This is a genomic window from Paramuribaculum intestinale (genome assembly GCF_030759015.1).
Taxonomy (GTDB): domain Bacteria; phylum Bacteroidota; class Bacteroidia; order Bacteroidales; family Muribaculaceae; genus Paramuribaculum; species Paramuribaculum intestinale.
Genome location: NZ_CP098825.1, coordinates 1,894,982 through 1,920,784 on the forward strand (window position 1 = coordinate 1,894,982; position 25,803 = coordinate 1,920,784).

Consider the following 25,803-nt stretch of genomic DNA (forward strand, 5'->3'; position numbering starts at 1 on the left):
TCAACCTATACATTGCGTAAGTATTTTTGTTTTTTCTTCCACATATTCTTTAAGACTGTCGCCCTGCACTATCCATGCATGTCCGGGCACACTCATGACGAATCGGCCAAGACCCTCCGGGCTGCTTATCGGGCAGCGCAATTCAAACATCGCTCCTGAGGTATCCGCTGCCTGAAGCTGCTGCACAAGTTTGCCGGCGACAGGAAACTCCTCCACAAGCAGCCGATAGCCATAGGCCGAAAGCCTTATCACCATCTCCTGGGCCTTATATTGTTCAAAACTCATGCCGAACGGGTCTATATCGAGATTTGTCGTGCCATGCGCACGACTCCACTTCTGCGCGGCAAGCTCCACTCCCTCACAACGCGTCACCTTGAACAGCCGAGTCTTCTTGTTCAGAATATCGTACCCGCATATCGTGCGCCGCTGTTCCCATATCTTATACACTTCGATCTGCCTGTCGCATCGGCCCGACGATGAGGCATACCCCTTGAGCACAGCCACGCGCTTTTCATCGGCGGCCTTGCGCAGCAGAGCCATGTCGGACGTATCGCGGGCTGTGCGCTGCGCACGCAGTCTTGATGCAAGCGACGGTGTCATCGGCACCGTTTTTCCGCTCTGACGCACGTATGAGTCATGCAGACCTTCCGGCCTTGATCCATCCTTGAACTTTACCAGACCGAAAGTATAGGGTTTGACCCGCACACGCAATACATATTTTCCTTCCCTGCTCGTTTCCGTGGCATAGGTTATATCCGAGCCGAGAACGTCGCCAATAGGATTGGAATTGTCTGCATCGACAAAAGCGTCCTCCACAACCGACTGCACATATCGGCTATAAGCGTCATTGCTTGCCACTTTTATAAGTCCTTCGCGCATCAGTTCGGATATATCGGCATCAAGCCCCTCGGCATAACCGTTGTCATTGACACCCAGCAACAAGTCTCCTCCAAGCTCCGAATTGAGAAAACCGCACACCGTCTTGAGTATAGCCCATTTCTGCACGTCGGGCTCGGCCTCGACCTCCTTGAACCGCCGGCGGTTGACCGGAGGGAATACGATCGACTTTTTCAATTCGAGCGTCGACGACTCCTCTCCGTAGAATGTACGGTCAGCGTTGATAGCCACATATTCGTCATCAACCCCGAGCTTCTGAGCTATGGACTTCTTGATATTGTTGAGCTCGGTTTCATTAATGATCCCTATCAGCGAATTGGAGGCGTCGATAAGCTTGTTGATGCTTGCATCCTGATTGTCGCGCACCTCGGTGGTCAATGTCCGGCTCTCCGGATGCCGGTAGCGGTTAAGCTCACTGATAATACGCTGCCATACTACAACGTCGGCGTTTGAAGCCAGCCGGTCATCATCGCTCAGCGCCAGAGGTGTTACATCGCGATTGCGGCTGAACGCCACAAGTCTGACAAGATATTGCCGCTGCAGCTCCATATACGACACATCGTCCGGCCGGTCCGACATCAGCGACAGCATATGTGCCGCAGTGATATATTCGAGCCTTTCCACCGAGCCGAAATCGCCATTATGCAATATATAGCATATAAAATTGGACAACAGCCTCACTCCGCGCGGATCCTCTATCATCTCTCTCGAAACCACAGGCTCATCGTCAAACGGACAGTTGGCGTTGCAGTCATTGAGAAACTCATACAGGAAATTGCGGTCGGCATCTTCCGGCTTAAAATTATTCTCGCCGAACCGATATGGATAAAACGTATCAAACTGCGCATATATGCGCATCGGCTGCTGATCACTCACCTCCTTATAGGTCTGAAGGCTTATGCTTGTACCCTCGTCGGCGGCCTGACGCACACTCTCAATGTATTCAGAAGGCACCTCGTCATATTTGCTTCGGTGGACGGCGACAGTCAATCCGTTGACAAGCCGCCACAATGTGCCCGAATCCGAACCGAACGTGCCGGTGTATATTCCGTCGAACGCCTGTGCGCAACTGCGCCGGGCGAGTTCTCTGTAGAAATTCTCCAAAGCCGGACGCACGTCAAACTTGTTTGAAACATTTTTCTTGTACATGACCCTCATGACATCCCCTACGGCAAGACCCACCTCATCGTCAGGCCCGGCAGAACGCGTGAGATCCGCCAGAGCGCTGTAGGCAGGGATAGTCATTATTTCGCCCGGCTGTGAGAAGTAGCGGAACAGTTCGCCATGGATAGTGACATAAGACGGATCAGCAGTGGCTACCTTGATCCTGTCGCCTTCGATCGACGTCACTTTCACATACACCTCCTCACCGTCGGCATACTCCTTCAGCTGCCGACGCACCGACGGTTTGAAGTTTTTCAGACCCTGCAACATTACATTGGAACGTTTCTGAAACTCGTCGAACGACGGCTCGGCCTTCACATCGGCGCGGTCGGCCACGATCGTCAGCAATCCGTCAAGACAGGCAAACGATCCGCGGCTCATCCGCTCGAATGCCTCAAGGTTGCAGGCTGCCACGCTCACTTCGTCATGTCCTATGGCAAGAGTGCCGTTGTGCTCGTAGAAGTAGGTCTGTCCGTCAGCGTCCGGCGCAAATTCCAAACCATCGGCAAGACGGATGATAAACGTCGGCAAGCGGCTTGCATCAAGATTGCGGATGTCAGTCCAGTTTACACGTATCCTTGTGATCCTGCGCCGTCGCACACATCCCACGGCTATATCCCACAGCCGTTTCAGCACCTCATCTTTAGTGTTTTTCTGAGTCAGCACCAGCAGGTCAAGCATTCCCGTCAAATAGCTGTGGGGCTGATTTCCGGCTTTAAGGTCGGCAAGGACAGTCGCTGCGTAAAGCTTCAGATATGCCACTATGTCTATATCATCGGGAAAAGCATGGCTGAACTGATGGTTGTCAAGACATTCATTCATCCGGTCAAGCATTCCCTTCATGCAATCAAGCGACGCTTCATAATCAGGGTTATCACGCCGCGGATCACCCGTATGGCTATAATTGTAGTTCTCAAGATACTTGACCAGCCCATCAAAATTATCAAAAATATAATCCTCCTTGACCTGTAGCCAGAAAGGCGGCTGATTTGACTTCTCCATGACTGATGTTTTATTTAATGCATTAATATATGATTTTAACACGGCAAATATAGCAAAAAAAACGTGACATCCCAACCCGGACCGACAATTAACCCACACTTTGACATTCACGATCACATCATGATCAATCCACTGCCACTGTTCACTACATGTCGACACACTTACCAGCACACAAAAATCCTTGTTCACTGTTGCCGGTCATCGGTTTTGATCCCGTCATCAGGTCTTTTTGCCTTTTTTAACGCGCAAAGCGGTGCCGCAGAAATCCTCTTTGTGTAATTTTGGGTTATAAAATGTAAACGCAACAGTATCTACAACTGATGAAACGCATAGCACTTGCATTGACAGCATCCATCTGGGCTTTGGCTGCGTTAGCTGCCGGCCCCGAAATCAAATTTGACACCACCGACCACGACTGCGGCACGATCCGCGCCAACAAGGGGGCTTTGAGCTGGACCTACAAGTTTACAAACACCGGCGACGAACCGCTCGTAATCATATCGGTGAGCAACGGCGGATGCGGATGCACTAAGCCTACATTTCCTACCGAACCGATAGCTCCGGGGAAAACCGGCGAAATAAAAATCACATTCAATCCCGAAGGACGCCGCGGACAGCTCGCCCGCAGGGTGAAGGTGCGCACCAATGCTGCTGAAAAGCCACTGTTGCTCAGCTTCAAAGGGATGATAATACCTAAATAAAATGACATCACACCATCGGCATATCACCATTTGCCTCCTGCTGGCTGTCAGCTTCATGGCGGCATTCACCGCCACCGCTAACACCGCTCCACGCAAAAAGAAAACCGGCCCGAAAACCGAATGGATAGATAAAGTCCATGATTTCGGAGCATTCGACGAGAGTCTGGGACGCGTCACATGTCTTTTTCGGGCCGTCAATACCGGCGACGAGCCGCTTGTGGTGGTATCGGCGCGCGCCAACTGCGGATGCACACGGCCGCAATACCCCACCCATCCCATTGCCCCCGGCGACACACTCACAGTAAGTGTGGCCTACGATGCCTCGGGACGCCCCGGCCGGTTTGAAAAGAAAGTCTACATAGTGACCAACACCGAAGAACAGTCCACACTCAGCATACGCGGCACAGTGATCGGAACATCCAATTCGCTGCGCGGACGATATCCGGTGGAGATCGGCAGCATACGCCTGGCCACTACCGTTATGCCATTCGGAGAGATAAAGAAGGGGCGCACCGGAAAACACACGATGAAGGCCTACAACGCATCGCACGACTCTATCACACCGGTGGTCAGTGGCACTCCCGCCTACATCAAGACCATTGTAGAGCCGGCCACCGTCGGCCCGGGAGAACAGTTCGTGATATTCGCCACATTCGACAGCGGACGATGCCCCGTCTGGGGAATAGTCAACGACTCCATAAGGGTGTCAGACGGACGCGGCGCGTCATCAGCCGTCAACACCGTAGCCATCGTCAAAGAGGATTTCTCTACTATGAAGGACGAGGATCGGAACAAAGCGCCTCAGGCCACACTGAGCCGCACCACGCTCGACTTCGGCCGGTTCGGACGCACAGCCCAACCGCTCCACATGACATTTACCATCACCAACACGGGACAAAGCCCACTGATAGTGCGACGCCTCCACACACCCGACAAAGCTGTGACGGCCACAATATCGTCCACAACCATAAAGTCTGGGAAAGAGGCTACGGTAAAAGTGACAGCAGATCCTGCACTCATTGCTGACGGCGAACTGCTGAACGCACGGATCACACTGATCACCAACGCACCGTCGGCGCCGTCGCAGACAGTAAGAGTGGTCGGCGAGCCCACCGCCACCCCCTGATATCACAACAACACCCATTTCCACAAATCTTCCACATCATGGAACACCCCGAAAACGACCCTCGCTACAACGGACTGACCGTAAATCCGGGAGTTGCCGCTCCACCGTCAGTCAATCCCTACATGCAGCGGCGCAAACGCAAGCCTCTGCCCTCGGCCGCCGAAATGGTGGAAGGAATACTCAAGGGCGATATAACGATGCTTTCACGCGCGGTGACGCTCGTCGAAAGCCTCGCATCCGATCATAACGCTATCGCACAGGAGGTGATAGAAAAATGTCTACCACACTCCGGACACTCACGACGCATAGGGATCACGGGAGTGCCGGGAGCCGGAAAATCAACATCGATCGACTCATTCGGACTACATGTGCTCAAAAACGGCGGCAAACTTGCCGTACTTGCCATAGATCCGTCGAGCGAACGCACCAGAGGCAGCATCCTCGGCGACAAAACACGCATGGAACGGCTTGCGCTGCATCCGTCGGCATTCATCCGCCCCAGCCCCTCGGCCGGATCGCTCGGAGGAGTGGCACGCAAGACCCGCGAAACGATAGTGCTCTGCGAGGCCGCCGGCTATAACAACATATTCGTTGAAACCGTAGGAGTAGGACAGAGCGAAACCGCCGTTCACTCGATGGTCGACTTCTTCCTGCTGATACAGCTCGCCGGCACAGGCGACGAGCTGCAGGGCATAAAGCGCGGCATCATGGAAATGGCCGATGGAATAGTAATAAACAAAGCCGACGGTGACAATCTCGAACGCGCACGCCTGGCGCAAGCGCAGTTCAGATCGGCGCTCCGCCTCTTCCCAAAAGCCGCATCGGGATGGGATCCGGAAGTACTCACCTACTCCGGATATTTCGAGCTTGGCATACCGGAAATCTGGGACATGATCGACCGCTACTTCGCGTTTGTCGACGCCAACGGATATTTCGAACGCCGCCGCGCCGAACAGAGCCGCTACTGGATGTACGAAACCATCAACGAACAGTTGCGCTCAAGCTTCTACAACGATCCGGAGATCAAACGCCACCTTGCCGAGGGCGAACACCTTGTGCTGGCCAACCGCCAGACATCGTTCGCTGCCGCACGACAGGTGCTCGACTTCTATTTCAACCATCGACAGAAGATCTGACCACCGCGGCCATCAACGGCCCGGCCTCATTCGGGATACAACAGATATGGGGCACGACGCTCACGGAAGTCCTCCACATCGTCGGCCCACGACTGGCGTATCTGCTCCGGAGTGTCGCCGTCAATGATCATACGCCGTATCTCCACGTTTCCGGCAAGCAGATCAAACATCCGGGTAAAGAATTTCTCTCCGATCGAAAGCGCGCGATATGCGTCGATCACGTATGAAAAATCAACTCCGGCAGCTATTACTTCATCGTCGGAAAGCGACCGCAGGTCACGGCCATGACACAGACGCCCTTTCAGCGGCGGGTTAACGGCACCCTTCATGCTGCGCGGAGTGAAGCTGAACGGGCCTTTCATATCAGGATGACCATATATTGTAAAGGGCATTTCGGTGCCGCGCCCAAGACTGACCGGTGTCCCTTCGAAATAGCATGTGGATCCATAGAGATATACCGCTTTCATATCCTTGAGGTTGGGTGACGGCGCCACTGGCAGACGATAGCGGGTGGAGTGGGTGTAACCCAGACACGGGATCACCGTCAGGCGCGGCTTGGCGCCCCCCTTGAGCCATCCTTCACCGACGGCCATGCGAGCCATCTCGCCGAGCGTAAGCCCGTGCATGACCGGCATTGGAAACCGTCCGACTCCCGAGCGCAACGACGGATCGAGCGAAGGTCCGTCGACAGTCATACCGTTGGGGTTGGGCCGGTCAAACACCACGAACTCCTTGCCATTGGCCGCAGCCGCTTCCATAAGTTCGGCCATGGTGATATAGTAGGTGTAATATCTAAGTCCTACATCCTGAATATCACACACTATAACGTCTATATCCTTCAGCGCCGCCGGAGAAAGCGCCTTCTGCTTCCCCGCCCCATAAAGCGAGCGTACAGGCAGACCGGTGCGTTCATCAGTGGCATCGCTCACCTTGGCGCCGGCATCGGCAGTGCCTCTGAAGCCATGCTCCGGTGCATACAGCATCCTGACATCGATCCCGGCATCAAGCATCACATCGAGTGTATGGCGGCCGTCAGACACTATTCCGGTATGATTGCTGAATAGAGCCACACGTTTGCCACGCAGCATCGGAGCATATTGCTCGGTGCGTTCAGCCCCGAGCACGACAGTGTTGTCGCCTTCGCCTCCGGCCATCGTCGGCATACATGTCAACAACACACATAAACAGACATATAACGTACGTAGTGTCATATCGGAAGAGTCAGTTGAATGTCAGGCAGAAGCCTGAACGTCATACGATGCAACGGCGACGGGCCGTGCAAGGCTATGGCCGCACGGTGTGCGGCGGTGGGATATCCCTTGTTGACATCCCATCCGTAGAACGGAAATCGCTCATGCAGTTCGCGCATGATCTCGTCGCGGCGGGTCTTGGCCAGTATCGAGGCTGCGGCGATATTGGCATAGCGTCCGTCGCCCTTGACAAAAGTGAGGCACTCCTTGTCGCGCCATCGGGCAAAACGGTTACCGTCCACTATCACAGCACCCGGTTCCACCGGCAGCTTGTCGAGCGCGCGATGCATGGCCAGAATCGATGCGCGCAGTATGTTGATCGAGTCGATCTCCTCGTTGTCGACCTCCGCCACCGCCCATGCGACAGCTTCGCGTTCTATGACCGGACGCAGCTTGTCGCGCTGACGTTCGGTGAGTTTCTTCGAGTCATTAAGCAACGGATGCCGGAAGTCATCGGGCAATATTACGGCGGCAGCCACCACCGGACCAGCCAGACAGCCTCGTCCAGCCTCATCACATCCTGCCTCACGACGGCCGGCTCCATAGCAGGCCGGAAGCGGCTCATTCAATAAACCCGTAGCCAAAGCCTTGACGATTTATTATGTTACGCCCATATTCGCCCAGTTTTTTGCGCAGACGCGATATGTTGGTATCCACCGCACGCTCCGATATGCCATCCTCCTCCCAAGCCTCATGCTGGATCTCCGACCGCTCGAAAAACTGGTTGCGGTGGCGCAGAAACATAGCCAGTATCAGGTATTCCGTTCGGGTCAGCATCAGCGGAGCGCCGTCGATGGTCACTATGCCGGTGCCGAAATCCACGCTCAGACCTCGATAGCGCATTATATTGCTCATGCGACGGGCCGACATGACGCGCCGCCGGCGCAACACAGAGCGGATGCGTGCCACCAGTTCACGCGTTGAGAATGGTTTCTGGATAAAGTCGTCGGCGCCGGCATCGAGTCCGTTCACAATATTATCCTCCGATGCCTTGGCTGTCAGCAGAATGATAGGCAGATTGGCCGTTTCGGAGTTATCTCTCACCATCCGTGTGAATCTGATACCGTCGAAATCCGACTCCATCATATCCACCAGCAGCAGATTGTAGTCGGCAAGCGGACGCTGCATGGCTGTATGGCAGTCATGCTCCACATCTACCTTGAATCCTTCGTCCTCAAACTTGAACTGCAGCAGTTCACAGGCAAGGCAATCGGAGTCTACTATCAGAATGCGGTCAGACATATTTTGATGTTTGGAAGTCATATATGAATGTCATTATTGGCAGATAATTTGCGTGTCCGGACTGTGCATTACAGGCAACTTCCGGCCGGAAACAAAAAACGAAGATAGACAATAAAACACTACCGCCTCAGCAGACAACGAAATTGTAGCCGTCTTGTAACCGTTTTTTAATCCACTGCCGATCATACCGCTTTGCTCCTCATCTGCTCACGCACCGCGTCGACCACATTGATAATATAGTCGCCAGTCTTCTCGAGGTTTGCCACAAGATCCATGTAATAGATACCTGCCTGATATTCGTAGTGGCGCTCGTTGATATTCTCGATATTTGACGTTCGCAACTGGTTGCGGAAGTTGTTGATCTCGCGCTCGCGGTTATAGCCTGTGATGATCTCCTGCTCGCGGGCATTGTCCATGTCGGAAAGCAACGACACCATATTGCTCATCGCACTCTCGACGTAGCTAAACATCGTATCGAGATTACTGTAGATCTCGCCATTGAAGTTTATATGGCTCTGATGCTTGCGTATAAGTATCTTTCCGGCACCCAGACAGCAGTCGGCTATACTCTCTATCTCGCTGACGATACGGAGCATGGCGGCGATCTTCAGCTTGCCCTCGTTTGACAGACGTCCCTCGGAGCAACGGTTGAGGTAGTGCGCGATCTCTATCTCCATCCGGTCGGAAATATCCTCGTATTTCTCAAGACGTGAAAAAGAATTGTTGAACTCCTCTGTGCCCTCCTTAGTGTGGACAAGGGTCTGTGCCATCCCGATCATGCGCTGCACGCGCTCGGCAAACACTGCTATCTCCTTCTCGGCCTGGGCTATATTAAGCTCAGCCGCATTGAGCAGACCGCCGGATATGAATTTGAGCTGGAATTCCTCGTCCTCCTTGTGTTTGGTCGGCACAAGCCGCATGACGATCTTCACATACAGATTTGTCATCCAGATCATCACCGACAGGTTGATCAGATTAAACACCGTATGGAATATCGACAGACCTATTGATACACTCATCTGCATCTTGCCCACCTGGGCCACGACAGGATGACTGTCGGGCAGCGAGCCGTCAAACAGATGATTGTACACCTCCGGATCCGTAGCTTCGATATGGTTGACAAAGCCCTGCAAAGCTGCAGGATCGCCCTGACCGAGAGTTTCCGTCAGCCATGCGTTAAAATGCACAAACGGGAAGTACAGCGCCAGCACCCACACCGTGCCGAGAAGATTGAACAGCAGATGACCCATCGCCGTACGCTTTGCGGCGACATTGCCGCTCATCGAGGCCAGTATGGGGGTGATCGTAGTGCCTATATTGCTGCCGAGCACAAGCGCACACGACAGATTGAAATCGATCCAACCCTTTGAACACATGATCAGCGTTATGGCAAAAGTGGCGGCCGACGATTGTATGACCATCGTCAGCACGATGCCCACGGCCAGGAATATCAGCACGGACAGATAACCCATCGACGCATATCGCTGCAGGAATGCAAACATCTCCGGATTGCTCTGCAGGTCAGGGACGTACTGACTTATCAGGTCAAGTCCCATAAAGAGGAAAGCAAAGCCTATAAGGAATTCGCCTATCGACTTGTTGCGGCTCTTTTTGGTAAAAAGCAACGGAATAGACAGGCCGATCATCGGCAAGACAAAAGCCGAAATATTTACCTTAAAGCCAAACAAGGCTATCACCCAGGCGGTAAACGTGGTGCCCACGTTGGCGCCCATAATGACAGCCATTGACTGCGACAGCGACATCAAGCCGGCATTCACGAAGCTCACCACCATAACAGTGCTGGCTGATGAACTCTGGATAAGCGCCGTTATGGCGAAGCCTGTCAGAGTGCCGGTGAAGCGATTGCGGGTCATGGCCGAAAGTATATTGCGCAAGCGATCGCCGGCAGCCTTCTGCAGACCCTCACTCATCACTTTCATGCCATAGAGGAAAAGCCCGACAGCTCCGAGCAGCCCAAGAAAGTCCAAGAAACTATAGTTCATCGATGTGAAAATAAATGGTTTGCCGGGAAGAATCAGCAATGCTTTAGAATCATATACGACCCTTCCCGCCACAAAGATAGTTAATTTTCCGAAAAACACACATGCGCCGTCATCTTTTTGTCAAGAATCCGACCGCACCCATACTCCCTGCGATATGCCTATACCGGCGCAATGCCGGAGAAGTCGGCACGACGCCCTTTTGCCGTTCGGGATATTATTCATAACTTAGCGGAAAAATTGGGATCATGATGCACCAACGACTATTCCTGCTCGACGCCTACGCGCTCATATACCGTGCCTACTATGCTATGATACGCTCTCCGCGTATCACATCCAAAGGGTTCAACACATCCGCCATATTCGGATTCGTGAACACACTCAACGAGGTGCTTAACAAGGAGCAGCCCACACATATAGCCGTGTGCTTCGATCCGGCCGGACCGACATTCCGCCATGAGGCATACGAAGACTACAAGGCCCAGCGCGAGAAACAGCCAGAAGACATAACTCTTTCAGTACCTTGGATCAAAGAGATACTGCAGGCGATGCACATACCGGTCGTGGAAGTGCCGGGCTACGAGGCTGACGACGTCATCGGCACACTCAGCGCCATTGCCGAGCGTGAAGGCTTCGATACATACATGATGACGCCCGACAAGGACTACGGCCAGCTGGTCACCGATCACGTGAAGATGTATCGTCCGTCATTGCGGGGCGAAGGATTCGAGATCAGAGGACCCGAAGAGGTGTGCGCGCGCTATGGCATAGAACGCCCGTCGCAGGTCATCGATCTGCTTGCGCTCGAAGGAGATACATCCGACAACATCCCGGGATGCCCCGGCATAGGAGAAAAGACTGCCGCAAAGCTCATACAAGCCTATGGATCCGTGGAAAATCTGATAGCCAACAGCGGGCAACTGACCGGAGCCACCCGCAAGCGAGTGGAGGATAACAAGGAACAGATCGAATTCTCGAAGTTTCTCGCAACGATAAAGACCGACGTGCCACTGCCCGAGGATATCACCCCGCAGGCCATGACACGCTCCGAACCCGACTATCAGACTCTTGCCGAAATATACCGCAAGCTCGAATTCCGCACATTCATCAAACGCATGGAGAGCGCCGGACAACTCGCTGCCCCACACCCCGCCGAACCTGCTGCCGACGGTTTTGTAGGATCACTGTTCGACGAGCCCGCCGAGCAATCAGCCTCCAATCTCACCACCACACCCCACAACTACACCTGCATCACTGACAACAAGACATTGCAGACTGCCGTCGACGAAGCGCTGACAAACATTTCACCCATAGGGATCACAGTCTATGCACCGGGCGAAAGTGCCATGAGCGCCCCATGGCTCGGCATCGCAGTCTCTCCGGCGGAGGGCAAGGCCTTCTACGCTGTCGTGCCCGCCGAAAACACGGATAAAGCCACACGCAAAGAGTTTTTCGGGCTTATCAGCCGTCTGGCAGCCTCACCGGCCACCATAATCAGCCACGATGTGAAGCGGGCTATGATAGTGCTGCGCCGGCATGGCATACGCCTGACCGACAACTACTACGACACCTCGCTGGCACATTACCTGATAGATCCGGAAACAACCCACCGCATTGCCGGACTGGCATTCAGATACCTTAAGTACAACATGGCCGAGCAGCCCGACGACCGCACCGGGCTAAAACGCTTCCAGCCCATCGCGCCTCAGGAGGCCGCAACAGTGATGTGTGAGCACGCCGACATTACGCTGCGTCTGTACAGCCTGCTCAACGGCGAAGTCGAAAACCAGGGACTCATGCCGCTTCTAAACGACATTGAACTACCACTCGTCAAGGTGCTCGCCGAAATGGAATATACCGGCGTGAGAATCGACAGCGACGTACTCGACGATATGTCGGTAAGGTTCACCAAGCGCCTTGACGAAATGGAAACGGAGATATTCCGCCTGGCCGGCGAACGCTTCAATCTTGCTTCGCCGATGCAGGTAGGACGCATGTTGTTTGAAAAACTACAGATCGACAGCAACGGCAAGCGCACTAAAAAAGGGGGCTACTCCACTACTGAAGAGATCCTGGAAAAACTCCGGCCCACCCATGCCATCGTGGATCTGATATTGCGCCACCGCGCACTGAAAAAACTGCTGACCACCTACGTCAACGCATTGCCCGGCATGGTCAACCGCCACACTGGCAAGATACACACATCCTACAACCAGACCGTCACTGCCACGGGCCGCATATCATCGGCCAACCCGAATCTGCAGAACATCCCCATAAGATCTGACGACGGCCGCGAGATCAGAAGCGCTTTCGTAGCTGATCCGGGCGACATCATCATGAGCGCCGACTACTCCCAGATAGAATTAAGACTCATAGCCGACCTTAGCGGCGATCCCGACATGATAGAGGCGTTCGGCTCGGGCGAGGATATACACCGGGCGACGGCCGCAAAAATATACCACGTGGCACCCTCCGATGTCAGCGACACACAGCGCCGCAACGCCAAAACAGCCAATTTCGGGATCATCTACGGCATATCGGCATTCGGCCTGTCGGAACGGCTCGGCATACCGCGATCCGAAGCACGCGATCTGATTGAAGGGTATTTTGCCACCTACCCGCGCATACGCGCATACATGGAAGAGAATGTTGACGGCGCACGCCGCAATGGATACGTGACTACCGTGATGGGACGCAAACGCTTCCTGCCCGAGATCAACAGCCGCAACGCTACCGTCAGAAACTACGCCGAACGCAATGCCGTCAATGCCCCGATACAAGGATCGGCCGCCGACATAATCAAACGCGCCATGGTCGACATTTACCACGCTATCGGAGAAGCCGGCCTGAAATCGAGAATGATCATGCAGGTGCATGACGAACTGGTGTTCAATGTAATCCCCGACGAACTGCCGCAGCTGCAGGAAATCGTATGCCGGCTTATGGAACAAGCCTACGTAGGCCGCGTGCGCCTGGAAGTGGCGGCAGGCAGCGGACGCACATGGCTCGAGGCTCACTGAAATACGCTTGCCTATGAAAAGCCCAGCCAGAATAGCGGTGACCGGAGCAGGCAACCGCGCCCGCAAATACACACAATACATACTCTCCCACCCGGGAGATGCCATACTCATAGCCGCCGCCGACCCTGACAGTCGGCGCCGCGAGCGGTTTGCCGCCGAAACATCGCTCGAAGCATCACGGCTCTACGCCACCGACGAAGAGATGCTGGCCGAACGAGCAGATGAAATCGACGCCGTCATCATCGCCTCGCCCGACCGGCATCACTACCGGCAGGCCATGCGTGCCCTCCGGCACGGATGCCACATACTTGTCGAGAAACCGGTGGCATGCAGCTCCTCTGAAGTTGCCTACATAGCCCGCGAAGCCACCGACCGCCGGCTGGTGGCCGGAGTGTGTCACGTACTCCGCTATCATCCCTACTTCCAGACTCTCCACAGCCTTATCGCAGAAGGATCACTGGGCACTCCCGTAGCCATCCACCACCGCATCAGCGTAGGGCTCGACCGCGCGCTGCATACCTTCATACGCGGTCCCTGGGCCGACAGCCGTATGACCAGTCCGCCGATACTTTCCAAATGCTGCCACGACGCCGATCTACTTCTATGGCTGACAGGCGCCACCGGCGCCACCGACATCAACACCATGGCATCACCGCTATTCATTTTAAGAAACGACCGTCCGGCCACCGCTTCCGACCGATGCATTGACTGCAACGCGGAATCCGACTGCCCGTTCTCGGCTGTCGATCTATACTCGCGACGCGGACTGTGGACCGACAACTTCGATCCACAGCCCGACGAAACACACAGACAGACCATCGACCGGTATCTGCGACACAGCCGGTTTGGCCGATGCGCATACATCTGCGATACCGATGCCCCGCTGTCGCAGAGCATCAATCTCACCACCGACACAGGATGCCTTGCCACACTGACGCTGGACATGATCGGCGACAGCGGCCGACGCACCACCCACATAGTATTAACCCGCGGAGAAATCCACGGCGACGAACTCACATTGACACATCAGCGGTTTGGCAACCGACAGCCCGTCACAACGCAATTCACCCCCGGACCATACCATTCGGGAGCCGATCACGCACTCGTGTCCGACTTCATTACCGCCATACGCAATCCGACCCACCGCATGAAAGCCACCATCGCCGAAGCCCAGGCATCAACCGAGATATGCCTTCAGGCCTATGAAGCCATTTCATGCACCATAAAATCATAATCTGTCAAGTGCATAACCCGCCCAGTGGAATCCACCTACGCTGAAAAAAGCAAGAAAACGAGCAAAACATTTTGTCGATTACGTACAAATCACTACCTTTGCATCGCAAATAAGCTTTGGGCGAATACCAGAGTGGCCAAATGGGGCAGACTGTAAATCTGCTGGTTTTTACCTTCGGTGGTTCGAATCCATCTTCGCCCACAAAAAAAATCTTCAAAAATTTTGGAGATATAAAAAAAAGAGCTAACTTTGCATCGCAATTCCGAAAGGGATAGCAAAAACAATGACTCCGTAGCTCAGTTGGTAGAGCAAATGACTCTTAATCATTGGGTCGAGAGTTCGAGCCTCTCCGGGGTCACAATCAAAAATGGCAAATCGCCGCAAAGCACTGAAATCGCTTGATTTTCAGTGCTTTTTATTTTTGCCAAAATTTCAGAATGGCGCAGAATACGGGTCAAGCCGAAATCCCGGTGCATTTGTTAAAATTGAAGATTTTAAATGTTAAAGTTTAGGCGTATAGTTTGACGAGTCTGAAGATGAAGAAGTCTCGGTCTCTTACTCCACGCATCTGCGATCGGAAGATCTTGACCTTTGAGTTGAATGCCTCGGCCGAGGCGTTGGTGGCCCTCCTGCGAAAGTAGTTGATTATTGTCGGGGCATGGTTCTTGAATGTCTTGATCACGGAACGGAAGTTATTGTTGTCCAATGCCATTACTTTCTCATACCATTTGTTCATCTTCCCTAATGCCTTGGTCGGTGAGATTTTCAGATTAAATATGCGGCGTAGCTCCATCGCGAGCTGATACGCAGCTTTGAGTATCGGATAGTGCTTGAATAGAATGTTGGCTCGATGTCGCTGTATGTCAGTCCATTTGTTCTGCGACATCATCAGTGTGTGCTTGCTGCGGGCAAGTATCTGACGCATGGTCTCGCCGTTGGAGTACGTCATCGGCGGCTCGGACTTGTCGCGGGAATTGTCCTCTGCTATGAGCTGACGGCGGATGTCGACACGGATTTCATCGACAGCCTCGTTGTAGACCTGCTGTACGTGGAAACGGTCGTTGACAACGTGTGCGTTGTAGAAAACCTCGGCGGCAATGAGCATCATTGACGGCGACAGATCGCACGTCACTTCTTTCACCCGGCGTCTGACTGATTTTCCCATCGCGCCGATAAGAATCGATATTATCTCATCGCTCCTGGTGCCGGGAATGGCCGCCGCCAGCGTTCCGGGGCCGCCATGACCGTCCTTGTTGGTGAGGAAAGTCCATACCTCCCCGTTGCTCAGACAGGTCTCGTCAAGGCTCATGTACGGGCCGATGTTGGCGGCGTTGAAGTAGAATCCGCAACCGAGTTCGCTCTCGCACCACTGGGCGTAGCCGCTCAGCTTATTGCGGTATAAGTCAGCAAAATACTTGCCGCTTACGCAGTACATCCGCGCTATGTGCTTAATCGACAGGGCTGTCGTCTCCACCTTCGTCTTTTAAAAAAGCCACGAACTCGGCACTGAGTCGTGTCCCTTCTTCGTTGGGAAGTTCAAGGTTGTAGGAGAATATCTCGTTTGTTTTCTTGTCCCACCACTTGTTCTTGCGCATATGCAGATACACAGGACGACCCCGCAAGGGATAGTCCTGTACGGTAACATAGTCCGTGTAGCCTCTCGCTACGATATGGGGATTACGAAAATCCTCATCAGACAATTTCTTCTTCTCGTCAAGCCATATGTCGTAGGATTGGTCTGTCTTTTCAAACCTGACCATCTCAAACAGCTCGTTTAAGCCTTCGGGTAAAAACTGCCAAAATGCATCACTGGTTTTCATGACGCAAATTTAACACTTTTCCCAAAATTCATGCACCGCACTTTCGGCTTGAGCCGAGAATCCACTTTTTCCCCATACTTTTTCTTTCTGCCACGTCTGCACGGGGCAGAGGAATCCGGTATGGCCAGATACCTGAGATATGAATTGGCACGTAATCTCCCGACAAACCGGAATCCCATGCCAATCACTTCATTTACAAACTCATATTTGGAGAAAAAGGCATCGGCAACCAGAATATCCGTCAGTGAGAGCAGCTCTGCCGCCTTTGACCTGACAAGTGCCACATACCAGTCAAGCATTGACATTTGTTTCTCAGATTCAAGAGTCCTGAAGTCCGGGGACTGGACAGCACCGAGCATCACACATGTATGTTTACTCAGACTTATTGCCCCGATCGCCATTATCTCCAGACCGCGTTTTACACGTTGTGCCACCCCTGACCAGAATCGGCCTATGCCATATGTAAGGCTGCCTGACTTTGAAATGAACGACGGATCGATTGCCACTGCCATGTCATCGGACGGTCCAAAACAATCCTGCGCCATACCTATGTTGACTTTCATCCAGTCTACGGGTGTCTTGAAATTGGAGGCAAAGGTCTTGGCAGTACGACCGCCATAGCGCGACAGCCGGGTAAAATTGACTTTGCCCGGAATCAACGCTACAGTGCGTATTGTTAAAATCAGCCAGTTGAGGAACCTTTTGCTCATCTTGGTTGTAGTATTTTCAAATACCGACTTACACCGAAAGGTGAAGTCTTTGAGAATCGCCAATACGTTCATATTGTTTAATGTTTTTATAATGAACGCTTTGGCGATTCATTTGTATTTGATAATTCGTTATATTAACTTAAGTTTCAACTACTTCTGTAATTTTTACCGAATCATTGTTTTTTAACTCCTATCCATTTAACCACTAAACTCCATTATGATTTATGGCATTGATTCAGATAGAGGAGGAGATTTTCAAGGATATGCTTGACAGAGTAGCCTATCTCCATAAACTCTATATAAAGCTCTATGAATCGCTCCGGAATAAAGGCATAGGAGATTGGCTGACAATGGAACAGGTGTGTGATATACTTAATGTATCAGACACAACATAAACGACATGCTGAAGAATGTGGCGCAGCTCGTCCACTCCCGCCATCGTAGTGTACACAACTTCCTCATGAACCTGCTTGCGGCAATGGGTGCGTATTGTTTCTTCGCCACAAAGCCGGAAGTGAACTTTGACTTTGAGGTACCCGAGTCAAACGGGCAGCTTGTCCTTTGGGATTAACACCAAACTGTACAAATAAATCAGGCGACCTTGAAAGGCCGCCCAATACTCTATGTCTTTTGCTTGGTTGAAAAACATAAAGTTCTTATCCCGAACTCGCGTTATTAATTTTAGCGACTGGAAATATAAGTATAGATAGTTGTGGACATGTATCCATCATAGGCTATACTATAATTGAAAGCATCTTACATTTTCTTTGTGTAGCTGATTTATGGAATGCCAATGATTAGATCTTTTAGTGGGACATTATGGCTGAATTTAACGCAACCACAGTAAGTTGCTTGTATCGTAAGCATCAATTTAGCAATAGTGCGATGTAAAATAATATTAGGGTAATGTACGTTCTCTATATATTACTTCATATTTGAGTGTTATAATAAGGCAAGACGGATAGACATTAGAAATCTCAATCATAAAATATGAATTTTGAACTAATAATGATTGGTACCGGAAGCGCGTTCCCCAAACATTCATACAATAGCTGCTATGTCATTAAGAGTCATGGTGGACTTATGCTTGTGGATGCCGGAGGTGGTAATGGTATATTCAATGCCATTAATGAATCGGGTATCAAATTATCTGAGATACATCATATTTTCATTACTCATACACATACAGACCATATTCTTGGAGCTGTATGGCTTATCAGGGGTATTATCAATATGAGTAAAGATGGAGAAAGCTGTGGGAGCTTACATATATATGGGAATAGTTCCGTCTGCAATGCGTTGCGGCTTATATGTCAGTTGACTTTTCTTGCTTTAGATTATGAACTTTTTACAAAAAACGTCGAATTAGTGGAAATTTCCGATGAATCTTCATTGGCTATAAACGACACTCTTATAGAATGTTTCGATGTCTGTTCCAAAAATGTCGTTCAGACCGGATTTAGGATGACTTTTGGCTGCGGAGAAAAACTGGTTTGTTTGGGTGATGAATCTTTGACCGAGGATAATCTCAGAAAAATTCAAGGTTGTGACACCCTAATCTGCGGCGCTTTCTGCCGGTATGAAGATAAGGATACATACAAGCCATACGAGAAACATCATCATACGGTGCGTGATGTGGCTATTTTAGCAGAAAAGGCAAAGGTGAAAAATTTGGTTCTGGTACATTCCGAGGATGATAATTTGGAAAAACGACAAGGGCTTTACAAGACTGAGGCTTCAAAATATTATAGTGGTAATGTTTTCATCCCTGTTGATGGCGAAAGGTTAGTTTTCTGAAATTATTGTTTATTTCCTTTGGCAAGATTGGCTCTTATTCGGCTCAGGCTTACTTGTGTTATACCCAAATATGAGGCAATACACCCCAAAGGCAGTCGCTGTAATAGTTCCGACTGGGTATCCACAAAGTCTTGATAACGCTCTGTCGCAGTTGCAAGTAACAGGGTTATAACTCGAATTTCAGCATCAAGAAGTTCAGTCTCGGCAAATCTGCGTCCCCAATTGGCAATGTTTATATCCTCCAGGTAAAGTTTTGACAACACATCCCTTTTGATGACATAAAGGGTGGAGTCCTCCATCAGTTCCATAGTCTCATAGCCTGGTTCATTCCTCACATACCCCATCATTGATACAATAGTTGCACCCTCCTTGCCAACCCAAAATGTCACTTCCTTGCCGTCAACAAGTGTGAATGCCCGCACTATGCCTTTGGCTATAAAGTAAACATCCCGCTCGATCTTACCTATTTCAAGGACATGATGGCCTTTGGGATAATGAACAAGTTCCATTGACCGACAAAGAAGAGCCAATGATTCATCGGGGAGTATATGTCTGCGGTCAATAATTTCTTTTATATCCATACTGACTGCAAAGTTAACAATAATCCTATAAGCAGACATTATTTATCAAATGTAAAATTTTAGATAATCCCAAGTTAGTAACTTTGCACTCAAAATATTGAGTTATGATGACACGATTGATAAATATCTTACTTCCTGATTCAGCCGGGAACCGAAGATTTGACATTTCCTTGCTTTTGTCGAGGCTCTTATTCGGGTTGCTTTTTATTATGCACGGACTGACCAAGATTAACGATTTCGGGCAAATGGCACTGGCATTTCCTGATCCATTGGATGTCGGCAGCGAAATCTCCTTAATACTTGCAATATTTGGTGAAGTGTTTTGTTCGGTCTTGTTGATATTTGGATTACTGACACGTCTGGCGCTCATCCCTATGATATTCACGATGTGCATTGCATTTTTTGTGATTCATGCCGGAGACCCGTTTTCAGCAAAAGAGCTGTCTTTTATTTATTTGACAACATTTATCATAATATGGGTATCCGGTGCCGGAAAATATTCGTTGGACTATATGATAAGGGTCAAACTGATAAAATCTTTAAACCAAAATAAAAAATGAATTGGATATTGCTGTTTCTTGCCGGATTGTTTGAGGTTAGCCTCGCATTCTGTCTTGGAAAAACCAAGGCAACAACCGGAACAGAGTTTTATTTATGGGGTACTGGTTTTCTTTTGTCCACAGTGCTTAGCATGTACCTACTTGCGAAGGCCATTCAGACCTTGCCGATAGGTACGGCATACGCGGTATGGACAGGAATCGGTGCAGTCGGTACGGTAATTATAGGCATCTTGGTTTTCAAAGAGCCGGCCACCCCTTTGCGGTTGTTTTTTATCTTTACTCTTATTGCATCAATTATCGGACTAAAGCTCGTGACAAACTAAGAAAAGATGCCTTGTGTTTTGAAAGAAAATGAAGGAATACCAAAACTCCTTCTTATTATTATGGCATTGGCTACTGGCTTCTCGGTAGCCAATTGTTATTACAACCAATCGCTATTGGGCAGTATTGTTTCCGACTTCCACGCTTCTGAGTATGATGGAAGCATAATCAGCGCGCTTACTCAATTCGGATACGTCGTAGGATTATGTATAGTCATTCCTCTTGGCAATACTCTATCAAAAAAGCGTATCATAACAATTGATTATTTTTGCTGTTCTATGGCTCTTCTATCAGTCGCTATAACGAAAGACTTGTTTATCATAAAATTATCATCTTTCATAATAGGGATCAGTTCTGTAATGCCTCAATTTTTTATACCGATGGCGGCTCTTTATTCCGAGCCTAAAAACAAGGCTCTGAACATAGGTATAATTCAGTCTTGTTTATTGATTGGCATTTTAGGCTCCCGATTTTTAAGCGGAATCATATCAGAAGCCATTTCCTGGCGTTACGTTTATTTCTTTGCATCCGTTGTGATGCTTTTATGCCTGATAGCAATAGCGATAACTTTACCCGGCGATAAGACGTTGCCAACGTCCAACTACAGAGGGACTCTAAAATCAATGATCAGTCTATTGCGGCATAACAAAACGCTGCATACTTCAGCAGCAAGATCTGCAACCGCCTACGCATCTTTCTTCGCCCTGTGGAGTTGTATATCATATCGGATGAAAGCCTCCCCGTTTTTTGCCTCAGATGATGTAATCGGCAGTCTTGGGCTCTGCGGTATAGCAGGTGCTTCATGTGTGATAATACTAAGCAAGCACATCCAAACTTGGGGAAGTAGGAGATGTTCGATTGTCGGTGCGTTATCAATGTTATTCGCTTGGTTTACAGCACTTGCATTTGATGGATATTTCGTAAGCATAGTTATCACAGTCCTGATTATTGATGCCGGTATGCAATGCATACATCTCTCCAATCAGACAAAAGTAGTAACAAGCAGCAATGTCAATGCAAATTTCCTAAACACATTGTATATGATACTATATTTCGTCGGGGGAACCATAGGAACACTTATAGCGGGCATATTGTGGACAAAATATCAATGGATTGGGACTATTATTATTGGAATATTATTTACACTGATTTCATTATTCATAAGCATATTAACTACCGATTGAATTATAATGACACTAAAATCAACGTAACATGAACAGGATCCTCATTGTAGATGCCTCCGAATCAGACCGTCGGCTTATTTCGGGCTTGCTTGTCAAGTCCGGCTATGAGCCGATTGCCGTCGAGGCAATCGAGGCAGCAAAGGACGAGGTGGCGTTATCGCCTTGGCGCTCTCAGCGAAGCGTAGAGAGAATCTGCCACCGGGCGCAGTTATCGTTGCGGCGATGACATTCGTCCGTGGCACAGCACAGGAGTTAATCAACTGGCAGAAGACTGAGGGATACGGATTTCCTGTAGTCGCCATAGTGGACAATCTCAACCCATTGGATATTGCCGATGTGATGATGGACGGCGGTGCCGTCAACATCATTCAGCGTCCGGCAATGGACAAGCAGTTTGTTGAAACAGTGGGCAGGTATGTAAGATCGGGCAGAACAATGCTCCTGCTCCCTGACGAGCTTATCCCACGCCAAAGCGAGGCATTTGCCGTGATTGAACGGGCAATAAGAAATATTGCCGCGACGGATGTCAATGCCGTCATCTTCGGCGAATGCGGCTCAGGAAAAGAGCAGATTGCAAAAGAGATATACAGGCTCAGTTCACGGTCACAAAAGCCATGCACCGTCATAGAAGCCGGCGGCGCGGCACTTGTCGGCAACCACGACCCTGCAAATTTGCGCAGCGAAGTGCTAAACCGGATGGAAGGGTACTTCAAGAAGGCTGACGGCGGTACAATCATCATCAAGAACGTGCAGTTGTTGAACTTCGAGAAACAATCGGTGCTATATATTTCGAGGGAAAATATCCATCAACTCGTTCATAGTCATTGCTTGGAAAAGCAAATTGCCGCCGTACAGCAATATCGCATTTGGCTGTATTCCGAAAATATTGTAATTTTGCAGTAAATTCGGAATAGGAATGAACAACGACAAATACATACAAAGAGATTCTTATCTCAAAAAACTGATTATCAGAAAAGATAACGGTGAAGTAAAAATTATAACCGGCCCCCGCCGGTGTGGCAAATCTTGGCTATTAAGTCATATATACCGGGATTATCTCACCGATCAAGGAGTACCCTCTGAAAATATCATTGCTTTGGACTTTGACAAGGATGACGACAAATATGATTTCGACATTCTTGATCCAAAAGCTGTAAAGAATCATATCTACTCACAGATAAAGAGCGATACCGAGAATTACTATATCTTTCTTGACGAGATACAAGAACTTGAAAATTTTGAGCGACTCGTAAACGGTCTTAACGGTCATGACAATATAGATGTGTATGTGACCGGCAGCAACTCCCGTTTCCTGTCAAAAGACATACGGACTATATTCCGTGGCAGGGGAGATGAAATCAGGGTGTTCCCTTTGTCATTCAGGGAGTTCTATCAGGCATTACACTATGACGTTCGTGAAGCATGGAAAGTGTACTCGACTTTTGGAGGGATGCCTCGTCTTATCCACTATACTGATGATGAGCAGAAAATAAATTATCTTCAAAACTTGTGGGACAAGACTTATATAGATGATGTGGTAGAGAGAAACAAAGTAAGGAATGAACTTGCCGTTTCTCGACTTGCCACCTCGTTATGTAGTTCCATTGGCTCGCTCACCAATCCGGCACGCATAGCCAATACCCTCGAATCGGTGCAAAAGATGAAGATTGATTCCAAAACAGTATCGTCTTATATTGACTATCTTGAAAATGCCTTCCTGTTTGAAAGCGCGGAGAGATACGATGTAAAGGGCAGGCGTTATTATGAAACCAATAAGAAATATTACTGCATAGATATAGGTCTTAGAAACGCAAGGTTGAATTTTCGTCAGCAGGAGCCGACGCATATAATGGAGAATGTTCTATATAATCATCTGCGTGTTCTCGGTTATCTTGTAGATGTGGGCATAGTGGAAAGTCGTGAAATGAAAGACGGCAAAATGTCATATTCACAGCGTGAGATAGACTTCATCGCTAACAAGGGAAGCCGGAAGTATTATATTCAGTCCGCTTACTCGATACCGTCCGAAGAAAAGCGGGAGCAGGAGCTCGCATCTCTCCTGAAAATATCCGACTCATTCAAGAAGATTGTGGTTGTCGGCGACGAGATAATGCCTTATACCGACGACAATGGTATATATTTCACAGGCCTATTTGATTTCCTGTTGAAAGATGAATGGCTATAATGCAGTCAACAAATTTTAATAGGCATAATTAGGAATAACGCCTGAAAAACACTAATTTTGTATTGCCCTAATGGAATAATGGGTAAGAACATTGAAATAATGCCGTGTGCAATTCGTGAACAACGGGAAGCGTGGCATTACAATATCCTGAATATTACTTAGTTACAACGATAAACCCCGGCTTCTCCGGGGTCACAATCAAAAATGGCAAATCGCCGCAAAGCACTGAAATTACTTGATTTTCAGTGCTTTTTCTTTTTGCCAAAATTTCAGAATGGCGCAGAATCCGGTCTCGGACACCACGCATCTGTGAGCGAAAGATTCTGACTTAGCAGTGGTGCGATAAAGATCCAACTACTGCGATTAATATATTAGTATTTAGTTAAATACAAGAGTATATCGATTTTTTGAAAGAACAACCTATTCATCTTTCGATAACTTTTGCTATAGCGACATTAGTTTTTCATTCTTGCATACCGCACTATAGTAAAGGCTTTTTTCACCATGGCTTATTGCCCACATGCCAAAGAGATGGTAACTTTGCACAATAAAAACAACTCGAACGATTATGAGTCCGATTGATTATACACTCAACGAAGCCATCAAAGAGGCACAACGCTGTCTCCACTGCAAGGTGCCGGGCTGCAAGAAAGGATGCCCCATAAACAACGACATCCCCGAATGGATCGCACAGCTCGCCAAAGGCAATTTCGGCAATGCCATGACCATAATAAATGCCCGGAGCAATCTCCCGGCTGTATGCGGAAGAGTCTGCGGCCACGAACGCCAGTGTGAGGGCAACTGTGTGCTTGGTAAGAAGGGCGAGGCCATACATATAGGAAAACTCGAGCGTTTTCTGGCCGACTTCGACAGTGAGGCCGGATGGAGTCATGAGTATATTCCTGAAAAATCACGCGGACGGGTGGCCGTAATAGGTTCGGGTCCTGCCGGACTGACCATTGCCGGCGATCTGTCGCGCAAAGGGTTTGCCGTCGAGATATTCGAAATGGAGGCCGAGCCCGGAGGCATGCTGAAATTCGGCATACCGGAGTACCGTCTGCCCAAAGAGGTGGTAAGCCGCGAAATCAGCAAGATCGAAAAACTCGGCGTAAAAATACATCTCAACACGACTGCCGGCAAAGACTTCACTGTCGATGATCTATTCGCCGACGGCTTCGACGCCGTGTTCATCGGCACCGGTACCGGCGTGCCAAAACGGCTTGACATACCGGGCATCGAACACCCGGGAGTGCGACAGGCCATCCGATTTCTGCGACGAGTAAGCCTTTACGAAAGCGGCTATATGTCGCGCGACGAAGTGGTGGTAGGCGACGGCGACCGCGTAGCAATCATCGGTTGCGGCAACACAGCGATGGATGCCGCCCGCACTGCCCTACGGATGGGCGCGAAAGAAGTCACAGTGATATATCACCGGTATATCGACACCATGTCGGCACTCCGAGCCGAATACGATGACGCAGTGGCGGAGGGTGTCAAATTCCTTTGGAATACAACTGTCGTGGCCGTCAAAGGCGGCGAGGGCCGACATCTGCAATCAATCACCGTCGAAAGCGACGGCAAACGCCATGAAATGCCCGTCGACCGGCTGATACAGGCCATCGGATCCGTGCCGGCATCACGTATTATATCCACCACAGAAGGTATTGATGTCAACGAACGCGGATATGTACTCACCCGCGACACTCCTTACGGTATGACCACACGCAAGGGCGTGTTTGCCGGAGGCGATGTCACCGACCGACCCGCTACGGTAGTTCACGCGATGCAGGACGCCAAAAACGTCGCCGAAGGGATCGCCCGATACATCGATGCAGTGAAACTTATGGAAACGATAGAATAGTCGCCCAAGGAC

Annotated in this window: 23 protein-coding genes, 2 tRNA genes and 1 pseudogene; 17 read left to right on the forward strand and 9 right to left on the reverse strand. The window is 50.1% G+C overall.

Annotated features, from left to right (window positions below; translation table 11 throughout):
* Positions 1–3,063, reverse strand: a complete 3,063-nt coding sequence (locus NF347_RS08450) for an RNA-binding domain-containing protein (protein WP_306254126.1) — start codon at positions 3,061–3,063, stop codon at positions 1–3.
* Between the two features lie 320 nt (positions 3,064–3,383).
* Between NF347_RS08450 and NF347_RS08455 the strand changes: the two genes are divergently transcribed.
* From NF347_RS08455 to meaB, 3 genes are read left to right on the forward strand one after another with little or no spacing between them, the layout of a single operon-like run.
* The gene (locus tag NF347_RS08455; protein ID WP_107036548.1) at positions 3,384–3,764 is read left to right on the forward strand and encodes a DUF1573 domain-containing protein; all 381 of its coding nucleotides are present in this window, start codon (positions 3,384–3,386) and stop codon (positions 3,762–3,764) included.
* Between the two features lies 1 nt (position 3,765).
* Positions 3,766–4,890: a DUF1573 domain-containing protein gene (locus NF347_RS08460; RefSeq protein ID WP_107036549.1), complete on the forward strand. Its 1,125-nt coding sequence runs from the start codon at positions 3,766–3,768 to the stop codon at positions 4,888–4,890.
* 38 nt (positions 4,891–4,928) lie between these two features.
* Complete coding sequence (gene meaB / locus NF347_RS08465; RefSeq protein ID WP_107036550.1) at positions 4,929–6,026, forward strand: methylmalonyl Co-A mutase-associated GTPase MeaB; 1,098 nt, start codon at positions 4,929–4,931, stop codon at positions 6,024–6,026.
* Between the two features lie 26 nt (positions 6,027–6,052).
* Here the strand turns inward: meaB and NF347_RS08470 are convergent, their stop codons facing one another.
* From NF347_RS08470 to NF347_RS08485, 4 genes are all read right to left on the reverse strand, one after another.
* Positions 6,053–7,180, reverse strand: a complete 1,128-nt coding sequence (locus tag NF347_RS08470) for an exo-beta-N-acetylmuramidase NamZ family protein (RefSeq protein WP_107036551.1) — start codon at positions 7,178–7,180, stop codon at positions 6,053–6,055.
* Between the two features lie 53 nt (positions 7,181–7,233).
* Positions 7,234–7,860 (reverse strand): ribonuclease HII, encoded by a 627-nt coding sequence (locus tag NF347_RS08475; protein ID WP_237613047.1) that lies wholly within the window; start codon positions 7,858–7,860, stop codon positions 7,234–7,236.
* Positions 7,838–8,518, reverse strand: coding sequence for a response regulator transcription factor (locus NF347_RS08480; RefSeq protein WP_123550500.1), 681 nt, complete (start codon positions 8,516–8,518; stop codon positions 7,838–7,840). Before NF347_RS08480 ends, NF347_RS08475 begins: the two co-directional genes overlap by 23 nt.
* A gap of 182 nt (positions 8,519–8,700) precedes the next feature.
* Positions 8,701–10,521: a Na/Pi cotransporter family protein gene (locus NF347_RS08485; protein WP_107036561.1), complete on the reverse strand. Its 1,821-nt coding sequence runs from the start codon at positions 10,519–10,521 to the stop codon at positions 8,701–8,703.
* Positions 10,522–10,766: 245 nt separating this feature from the next.
* Here NF347_RS08485 and polA point away from each other — a divergent pair, with 245 nt between their 5' ends.
* From polA to NF347_RS08505, 4 genes are all read left to right on the forward strand, one after another.
* Complete coding sequence (gene polA / locus NF347_RS08490) at positions 10,767–13,538, forward strand: DNA polymerase I (RefSeq protein WP_107036554.1); 2,772 nt, start codon at positions 10,767–10,769, stop codon at positions 13,536–13,538.
* Between the two features lie 13 nt (positions 13,539–13,551).
* On the forward strand, positions 13,552–14,772 hold the full coding sequence (locus tag NF347_RS08495; RefSeq protein WP_107036555.1) for a Gfo/Idh/MocA family protein: 1,221 nt from the start codon (positions 13,552–13,554) through the stop codon (positions 14,770–14,772).
* A 118-nt stretch (positions 14,773–14,890) separates the two neighbouring features.
* Positions 14,891–14,973 (forward strand) — tRNA-Tyr (locus NF347_RS08500).
* 84 nt (positions 14,974–15,057) lie between these two features.
* A tRNA-Lys gene (locus NF347_RS08505) sits at positions 15,058–15,130 on the forward strand.
* Between the two features lie 150 nt (positions 15,131–15,280).
* Here the strand turns inward: NF347_RS08505 and NF347_RS08510 are convergent.
* Genes NF347_RS08510 through NF347_RS08520 form a run of 3 tightly spaced genes read right to left on the reverse strand, consistent with a single transcriptional unit; the run spans position 15,281 to position 17,302 of the window.
* Positions 15,281–16,246 carry an ISAon1 family transposase gene (locus NF347_RS08510; RefSeq protein ID WP_289744932.1) on the reverse strand — a complete coding sequence of 322 codons (966 nt, stop codon included), beginning with the start codon at positions 16,244–16,246 and terminating at the stop codon, positions 15,281–15,283.
* On the reverse strand, positions 16,221–16,592 hold the full coding sequence (locus NF347_RS08515; protein ID WP_107037119.1) for an ISAon1 family transposase N-terminal region protein: 372 nt from the start codon (positions 16,590–16,592) through the stop codon (positions 16,221–16,223). The genes NF347_RS08510 and NF347_RS08515 overlap by 26 nt, the downstream gene beginning before the upstream one ends.
* Positions 16,589–17,302 carry a transposase gene (locus NF347_RS08520; RefSeq protein WP_306254127.1) on the reverse strand — a complete coding sequence of 238 codons (714 nt, stop codon included), beginning with the start codon at positions 17,300–17,302 and terminating at the stop codon, positions 16,589–16,591. Before NF347_RS08520 ends, NF347_RS08515 begins: the two co-directional genes overlap by 4 nt.
* A 224-nt stretch (positions 17,303–17,526) precedes the next feature.
* Here NF347_RS08520 and NF347_RS08525 point away from each other — a divergent pair, with 224 nt between their 5' ends.
* The 3 genes and pseudogenes from NF347_RS08525 to NF347_RS08535 all read left to right on the forward strand — a co-directional run bounded on the left by NF347_RS08525 (position 17,527) and on the right by NF347_RS08535 (position 19,099).
* Complete coding sequence (locus NF347_RS08525; RefSeq protein ID WP_161553908.1) at positions 17,527–17,697, forward strand: hypothetical protein; 171 nt, start codon at positions 17,527–17,529, stop codon at positions 17,695–17,697.
* Positions 17,682–17,873 (forward strand): annotated as a pseudogene (locus NF347_RS08530) (IS982 family transposase); the annotation flags it as partial. The gene NF347_RS08525 and the pseudogene NF347_RS08530, both read left to right, overlap by 16 nt.
* A gap of 419 nt (positions 17,874–18,292) precedes the next feature.
* Positions 18,293–19,099: an MBL fold metallo-hydrolase gene (locus tag NF347_RS08535; protein WP_107681932.1), complete on the forward strand. Its 807-nt coding sequence runs from the start codon at positions 18,293–18,295 to the stop codon at positions 19,097–19,099.
* 2 nt (positions 19,100–19,101) lie between these two features.
* Here the strand turns inward: NF347_RS08535 and NF347_RS08540 are convergent, their stop codons facing one another.
* On the reverse strand, positions 19,102–19,680 hold the full coding sequence (locus tag NF347_RS08540) for a Crp/Fnr family transcriptional regulator (RefSeq protein ID WP_107037015.1): 579 nt from the start codon (positions 19,678–19,680) through the stop codon (positions 19,102–19,104).
* A gap of 107 nt (positions 19,681–19,787) precedes the next feature.
* Between NF347_RS08540 and NF347_RS08545 the strand changes: the two genes are divergently transcribed.
* The 7 genes from NF347_RS08545 (at position 19,788) to NF347_RS08575 (ending at position 25,791) form a co-directional block, all read left to right on the forward strand.
* Positions 19,788–20,240: a DoxX family protein gene (locus NF347_RS08545; protein WP_123486418.1), complete on the forward strand. Its 453-nt coding sequence runs from the start codon at positions 19,788–19,790 to the stop codon at positions 20,238–20,240.
* Entirely contained in the window at positions 20,237–20,563 is a 327-nt protein-coding gene (locus tag NF347_RS08550) for a DMT family transporter (protein ID WP_107037010.1), read from the forward strand. Before NF347_RS08545 ends, NF347_RS08550 begins: the two co-directional genes overlap by 4 nt.
* Positions 20,564–20,581: 18 nt before the next feature.
* On the forward strand, positions 20,582–21,745 hold the full coding sequence (locus tag NF347_RS08555; RefSeq protein WP_240604989.1) for an MFS transporter: 1,164 nt from the start codon (positions 20,582–20,584) through the stop codon (positions 21,743–21,745).
* Between the two features lie 28 nt (positions 21,746–21,773).
* The gene (locus NF347_RS08560; protein ID WP_107037012.1) at positions 21,774–21,971 is read left to right on the forward strand and encodes a PleD family two-component system response regulator; all 198 of its coding nucleotides are present in this window, start codon (positions 21,774–21,776) and stop codon (positions 21,969–21,971) included.
* Positions 21,968–22,648 carry a sigma 54-interacting transcriptional regulator gene (locus tag NF347_RS08565; RefSeq protein ID WP_107037013.1) on the forward strand — a complete coding sequence of 227 codons (681 nt, stop codon included), beginning with the start codon at positions 21,968–21,970 and terminating at the stop codon, positions 22,646–22,648. The genes NF347_RS08560 and NF347_RS08565 overlap by 4 nt, the downstream gene beginning before the upstream one ends.
* Before the next feature lie 13 nt (positions 22,649–22,661).
* Positions 22,662–23,930, forward strand: a complete 1,269-nt coding sequence (locus NF347_RS08570) for an ATP-binding protein (protein ID WP_107037014.1) — start codon at positions 22,662–22,664, stop codon at positions 23,928–23,930.
* A 568-nt stretch (positions 23,931–24,498) separates the two neighbouring features.
* The gene (locus NF347_RS08575; protein WP_107037024.1) at positions 24,499–25,791 is read left to right on the forward strand and encodes an NAD(P)-dependent oxidoreductase; all 1,293 of its coding nucleotides are present in this window, start codon (positions 24,499–24,501) and stop codon (positions 25,789–25,791) included.
* Positions 25,792–25,803 lie beyond the last annotated feature (12 nt).

Excerpts from the sequence above, each read along its gene's own strand:
- NF347_RS08450 (WP_306254126.1), bottom strand. The coding sequence starts at position 3,063 with ATGGAGAAGTCAAATCAGCCGCCTTTCTGGCTACAGGTCAAGGAGGAT.
- NF347_RS08455 (WP_107036548.1), top strand. The coding sequence starts at position 3,384 with ATGAAACGCATAGCACTTGCATTGACAGCATCCATCTGGGCTTTGGCT.
- NF347_RS08460 (WP_107036549.1), top strand. The coding sequence starts at position 3,766 with ATGACATCACACCATCGGCATATCACCATTTGCCTCCTGCTGGCTGTC.
- meaB (WP_107036550.1), top strand. The coding sequence starts at position 4,929 with ATGGAACACCCCGAAAACGACCCTCGCTACAACGGACTGACCGTAAAT.
- NF347_RS08470 (WP_107036551.1), bottom strand. The coding sequence starts at position 7,180 with ATGGCCGGAGGCGAAGGCGACAACACTGTCGTGCTCGGGGCTGAACGC.
- NF347_RS08480 (WP_123550500.1), bottom strand. The coding sequence starts at position 8,518 with ATGTCTGACCGCATTCTGATAGTAGACTCCGATTGCCTTGCCTGTGAA.
- NF347_RS08485 (WP_107036561.1), bottom strand. The coding sequence starts at position 10,521 with ATGAACTATAGTTTCTTGGACTTTCTTGGGCTGCTCGGAGCTGTCGGG.
- polA (WP_107036554.1), top strand. The coding sequence starts at position 10,767 with ATGATGCACCAACGACTATTCCTGCTCGACGCCTACGCGCTCATATAC.
- NF347_RS08495 (WP_107036555.1), top strand. The coding sequence starts at position 13,552 with ATGAAAAGCCCAGCCAGAATAGCGGTGACCGGAGCAGGCAACCGCGCC.
- NF347_RS08515 (WP_107037119.1), bottom strand. The coding sequence starts at position 16,592 with ATGAAAACCAGTGATGCATTTTGGCAGTTTTTACCCGAAGGCTTAAAC.
- NF347_RS08520 (WP_306254127.1), bottom strand. The coding sequence starts at position 17,302 with ATGAGCAAAAGGTTCCTCAACTGGCTGATTTTAACAATACGCACTGTA.
- NF347_RS08525 (WP_161553908.1), top strand. The coding sequence starts at position 17,527 with ATGGCATTGATTCAGATAGAGGAGGAGATTTTCAAGGATATGCTTGAC.
- NF347_RS08535 (WP_107681932.1), top strand. The coding sequence starts at position 18,293 with ATGAATTTTGAACTAATAATGATTGGTACCGGAAGCGCGTTCCCCAAA.
- NF347_RS08540 (WP_107037015.1), bottom strand. The coding sequence starts at position 19,680 with ATGGATATAAAAGAAATTATTGACCGCAGACATATACTCCCCGATGAA.
- NF347_RS08545 (WP_123486418.1), top strand. The coding sequence starts at position 19,788 with ATGACACGATTGATAAATATCTTACTTCCTGATTCAGCCGGGAACCGA.
- NF347_RS08550 (WP_107037010.1), top strand. The coding sequence starts at position 20,237 with ATGAATTGGATATTGCTGTTTCTTGCCGGATTGTTTGAGGTTAGCCTC.
- NF347_RS08560 (WP_107037012.1), top strand. The coding sequence starts at position 21,774 with ATGAACAGGATCCTCATTGTAGATGCCTCCGAATCAGACCGTCGGCTT.
- NF347_RS08565 (WP_107037013.1), top strand. The coding sequence starts at position 21,968 with ATGACATTCGTCCGTGGCACAGCACAGGAGTTAATCAACTGGCAGAAG.
- NF347_RS08570 (WP_107037014.1), top strand. The coding sequence starts at position 22,662 with ATGAACAACGACAAATACATACAAAGAGATTCTTATCTCAAAAAACTG.
- NF347_RS08575 (WP_107037024.1), top strand. The coding sequence starts at position 24,499 with ATGAGTCCGATTGATTATACACTCAACGAAGCCATCAAAGAGGCACAA.